The sequence below is a fragment of the Rhodoferax sp. UBA5149 genome, from assembly GCF_002413825.1.
Taxonomy (GTDB): Bacteria; Pseudomonadota; Gammaproteobacteria; order Burkholderiales; family Burkholderiaceae_C; genus Rhodoferax.
Genome location: NZ_DHXT01000209.1, coordinates 1 through 4519 on the forward strand (window position 1 = coordinate 1; position 4519 = coordinate 4519).

At 60.9% G+C, this 4519-nt stretch carries 5 protein-coding genes and 1 pseudogene; 4 read left to right on the forward strand and 2 right to left on the reverse strand.

The annotated features are described in order from the left end of the window. On the reverse strand, window positions 1-584 hold a 584-nt coding region (locus B3V69_RS18715), incomplete at its 3' end, for a DUF2239 family protein (protein WP_296448688.1). Window positions 585-758: 174 nt separating this feature from the next. Here B3V69_RS18715 and ycaO point away from each other — a divergent pair. From ycaO to pgeF, 3 genes are read left to right on the forward strand one after another with little or no spacing between them, the layout of a single operon-like run. Further along, on the forward strand, window positions 759-2501 hold the full coding sequence (gene ycaO, locus B3V69_RS18720) for a 30S ribosomal protein S12 methylthiotransferase accessory factor YcaO (protein ID WP_296448690.1): 1743 nt from the start codon (window positions 759-761) through the stop codon (window positions 2499-2501). A gap of 27 nt (window positions 2502-2528) precedes the next feature. Beyond that, complete coding sequence (locus B3V69_RS18725) at window positions 2529-3020, forward strand: hypothetical protein (protein WP_296448692.1); 492 nt, start codon at window positions 2529-2531, stop codon at window positions 3018-3020. Window positions 3021-3069: 49 nt separating this feature from the next. Beyond that, a complete protein-coding gene (pgeF, locus tag B3V69_RS18730; RefSeq protein WP_296448694.1) occupies window positions 3070-3861 on the forward strand; it encodes a peptidoglycan editing factor PgeF in 792 nt (263 codons plus the stop codon). Here pgeF and B3V69_RS18735 read toward each other — a convergent pair. Continuing rightward, the gene (locus tag B3V69_RS18735) at window positions 3793-4071 is read right to left on the reverse strand and encodes a hypothetical protein (RefSeq protein WP_296448696.1); all 279 of its coding nucleotides are present in this window, start codon (window positions 4069-4071) and stop codon (window positions 3793-3795) included. The two genes, pgeF and B3V69_RS18735, sit on opposite strands and share 69 nt — an antisense overlap. A gap of 104 nt (window positions 4072-4175) precedes the next feature. Here B3V69_RS18735 and B3V69_RS18740 point away from each other — a divergent pair. Continuing rightward, window positions 4176-4519: pseudogene (locus B3V69_RS18740) on the forward strand (class I poly(R)-hydroxyalkanoic acid synthase); the annotation flags it as partial.

Below are 4519 nucleotides of genomic sequence, written 5' to 3' on the forward strand. Positions count from 1 at the left end.
GTGGCGATCTGCGCTTCAAAACCGGCCTGGTCACCGGCAAACAAGGCGCGGCTGGCTTCTTCAAAGCCCGGCTCATGGCCCGCGATGGTGGCCATGAATTTGTAGCCTATGGCGCTGGCTTGGCGCACGCGGTCTTTGACTTCAGAGGCACGCCGTGCCACTTCCACCAGTTTGCGCAGCGCCACCGAGGCACCGCCGGACTGGCTGCCCAGCCATTCCCAGTGGCGCGGCAGCAGGGTGACCTCGCGTGCCACCACGCCCAGCTTGGGGCGACCGGGGCCGCGTGCGGCGTCGGGGACGGTTGCGGTGTCGCTTGGCTCCGTGCCATTCGTAGTCGCCAGGCGGGCGTGTTCCTGCGCCAGCAGATCAAATCGGCGCTGAAAGTCGCTCACCGAGCCGCGCCAGTCCTGCTCGATGACCTCGCTGGTGGCGTCGTTGAAAATCAACACCGGCTGCGGTGTGCCGCTGTCAGGCCATTTATCAACGGCGGTTTTTGCCAGTAAAGCCACTACCTTGAGCTCGCCACTGGCGATGCAGCGGCTGCCTTCAAAGGCGGTGCATGGGGTGTTTGTCCAGTCGTTCATTTTTTGAATTCCTTCCATTTCGATATCGAATGAATGGATTATATCCGGGTAAAAATAAGATGTCAATATTACCCGGATAAAATAAAATGAGGTGAAAAAAACCAACAAAACTTCAGCCTCAAACCACAGATCACGCGTTCCGCAGAGCGTGTCTCCGGCACAGGGGAGTGCGGTATGCTGGTACCCATGCAAATTGAAAACTTTATCCCAGGCAAAGACGCCTCGCTCGAATTCACTATCAATACCCTGCAAACCAAGCTGCAGTTACTCGGTTTTCATATTGAGGAGCGAAGCTGGCTGAACCCGGTGGACGGCATCTGGTCGGTACATATCCGGGATCGTGATTGCCCGCTCTTGTTCACCAACGGCAAGGGCGCAACGCGGCTGGCCTGCCTGGCCAGTGCCTTGGGCGAGTTTTTTGAGCGCCTCTCCACCAACTATTTCTGGACGCACTATTACCTGGGCCCCAAAGTGGCCGATCGACACTACGTGCACTACCCGCAGGAGCGCTGGTTTGAGCCGGGGGAAGACGGCAGTTGGCCGGTTGATTTGTTGAACCCCGGGCTGCACAAGTTCTACAACCCGGAAGGAAGCGTGGACGCCAGCAGCTTGGTGGAGTTCAATTCCGGCAACGTCGAGCGCGGCATCTGTGCCATTCCGTACGTGCGCGAGCGCGATGGCGTCACCACCTATTTTCCGGTCAACATCATCGGCAACCTGTATGTGAGCAACGGCATGTCGGCCGGCAACACCCAGGCCGAGGCGCGCACCCAGGCTTTATCGGAGATCTTTGAGCGGCACATCAAGGGCCGCATCATCAGCGAAGGCCTGTGTCTGCCGGACGTGCCGGAGGCAGTGATTGCGCGTTACCCGCGCATTGCCGCTGGCATCAAAGCCCTGCGCGCGGCGGGTTTTGGCATTCTGGTCAAGGACGCCTCTCTGGGTGGCCAGTACCCGGTGATGAACGTGACGCTTCTGCACCCCGAAGACCAAGGCTGTTTTGCCAGCTTTGGTGCGCACCCGCGCTTCGAGATTGCGCTGGAGCGCGCATTGACCGAATTGTTGCAAGGTCGCGCACTGGATTCGTTGGCCGGTTTTCCTGCGCCCGTATTTGATCTGGAGGAGGCCGCCAGCGCCACCAATATTGAGATCCATTTTGTGGACTCCAGCGGCGTGATTCACTGGAAGTTTTTGGGCGGTGCGCCCGACTACGTGTTTTGCGATTGGAACTTCAGCAATAGCACCGCCGAAGACTATGCCTGGGCGGTGGACCGTATTCACCGCGATGGACGCGAAATCTACGTTGCCGACTTCACCCATCTGGGTGTCTATGCGTGTCGCATTCTGGTGCCTGGCATGTCCGAGATTTACCCGGTGGACGACCTGGAGTTCGAGAACAACAGCGTGGGCAACAGCATCCGCGAAGCCATCCTGAACCTGCCCGACCTGGACAACGAAGAATGCTCCGAGCTGCTGGAGACCCTGAATGAGTCTGCCTTGGCCGACCAGCGCCCGGTGGCGGCGGTGATTGGCATGGCGGCCGATGCGGGCTCATTCTGGAGCGACCTGCGCGTGGGCGAGCTCAAGACCCTGCTGGCCCTGGCCATTGGCGACGAAGCCGCCACGCTGGAGGGTTGTGACTGGATCCGGCATTTTGACCAGCTCAACCCGCAGCGCCGCCGTGTGTACGCCTGCATTGAAAGCCTCATCAACCTGGCCGACATGGGGGACACCGGGCCCTACCTGGATGCCTTGCGCCAGCTTTACGGCGCGGGCGCCGTGGCGCAGGCGCATGCGCTCATCATGCAAACCGATCGTTTCATGGGCCTCACCGCGCCCGGCCTGATGCTGATGGGCTGCGAAATGCACCACAAACTGCTGGTGGCCTACGACAAGGTTCACGTGCGCGCCGCTTAAGCGGCACTGGGTTCGGGCCGCATCGCCATGCAGACCCTGAGGAAGATTCTTCGAAAAATACTCTTTCCGCTGATCGCGGGGCTGTTGCTCTTTGAGGAGTGGGGCTGGGTGCCGCTGGCAGCGGTGTTTGCCCGGCTCGCTCGTTTGCCGCTGTGGGCCTGGCTGGAGCGAAAAATTTCACAATTGCCGCCGGGCGGGGCGCTGCTGGCGTTTGGCGTGCCGATGTTGAGTTTGCTGCCCGTCAAGTTGCTGGCGCTTTACCTGTTTGGCAAAGGCCAGACCACGCTGGGACTGGTCTTGTTGCTCAGCGCCAAGATCGGTGGCACCGCGGTGATGGCGCGGCTGTTCCAGTTGACCCAGCCCGCCCTCATGCGCTTGCACTGGTTCGCCAGGTGGTATCCGCACTGGAAGGCCTGGAAAGATGGTGTGCTGGCCGAGGTGCGTCGCTCCGCCGCCTGGCAAGCGGGGCACCGGATCAAGTGCCGCGCCAAGGCTTGGTGGAGTGATTTGCGGGCCTGAATCGGCGCTCCTCGACACACCGCAACAACGAAGACTGAAAAGACCCCTCATGAATCCTGATTGGCTGATCCCGAACTGGCCGGCACCGCGCCATGTGCACGCCGTGTGCACGACGCGTGCCGGTGGCCGGTCGGCCGCGCCCTATGACTTGCTGAACCTGGGCGACTACGTCGGCGATCGCCCGCTGGACGTCCGTGCCAATCGCGCCATTCTTTGCCAGGCGCTTGATGCGCAGCCCGTGTTTTTGTCGCAGGTGCATGGCACGCACGCCGTCTGGCTGTCTGACAAAACCGAGCCGGGTACGCAAGCCGACGGCTGCGTCACCGAGCAGCCCGGCGTGGCCTGCACCATCATGGTGGCTGATTGCCTGCCGGTGCTGTTGACCAACGAGCAGGGCAGCGTGGTGGCTGCTGCACATGCCGGCTGGCGTGGTCTGGCAGGGGCGGGGGGGGGCGGGATTCTTGACGCTGTTATTGAATGTTTTAGTGCTCAAGCCCCCGTGGATAAAGCGTGGACTGCTTCAAAAATAATAGCATGGCTGGGTCCCTGCATCGGGCCTGAAACGTTCGAAGTGGGCGACGATGTGCGCGACGTATTCGTGGCGCAAGACCCGGCGGCCCGGGCGATGTTCACGCCCAAAGCTGGCGACTCAACGGGGACTAAGTGGCTGGCAAATCTGCAGGGCCTGGCACGCCTGCGCCTGGCCGCCTTGGGTGTGACCCAAATCTACGGCAACGATGGCACGCCATCCTGGTGCACGGTCAGCCAGCCGTCACGGTTCTTTTCGCACCGGCGTGACCGCGTCAGCGGCCGCATGGCGGCCTGCATCTGGCTGGACTGAAAGGGCGTCCGCCAGCTCGGCGGCTTCCCGGGCCTTGATGGCGCGGCGTCGGGCTGGCGCGCCCATCAGGTAAACCACCAAGGCGACGGGTCCGGCGCCATAGAGGAAGAAGGTGATGACCGCACCCAGGACGGTGCCATTTGAATTGGTGGCTTCGGCCACCGCCATCATGAGCGCAACATACAACCAGGCAATGGGCACAATGTACATAGAGGCGTGAATAAGTAGGCGTAAAAATGAGTGTCAGTTTTTCGAAGGGCGAGACCTGAGATACTCGGGTTTCTACCGATAAGCAACTAAAAAGAGAACACAGCATGACACAAAATTCTCCGGAATTTTGGGCGCAGTCGGCCCAGCAGTTTCAACAGACTCTGAGTGAGAGCTTAAGTAAAACCTTTCAGTCCTTTCAGAATATGGACTTGGGCGCAGCGGTGACCCGTGGCGCAGCCCCCGTCCCCCAGCAGCCACAGATCAGCTTTTCACCGGAGAAGTTGCAGGAATTGCAGCAGGCCTACCTCAAGGAGGCCGCCGGACTCTTTACGCAAACGCCTGAGGCGAACGACAAGCGCTTTGCTGCGCAGGCCTGGAGTGCCAGCCCGGTGGCGGCCTTTTCGGCAGCCGCCTACCTGCTCAACGCCCGCGCCCTGATGGGCATGGC

Bases quoted from the DNA above. Each gene is read 5' to 3' on its own strand.
- B3V69_RS18725 (WP_296448692.1), top strand. From the start codon at position 2,529: ATGCAGACCCTGAGGAAGATTCTTCGAAAAATACTCTTTCCGCTGATC.
- ycaO (WP_296448690.1), top strand. From the start codon at position 759: ATGCTGGTACCCATGCAAATTGAAAACTTTATCCCAGGCAAAGACGCC.
- pgeF (WP_296448694.1), top strand. From the start codon at position 3,070: ATGAATCCTGATTGGCTGATCCCGAACTGGCCGGCACCGCGCCATGTG.
- B3V69_RS18735 (WP_296448696.1), bottom strand. From the start codon at position 4,071: ATGTACATTGTGCCCATTGCCTGGTTGTATGTTGCGCTCATGATGGCG.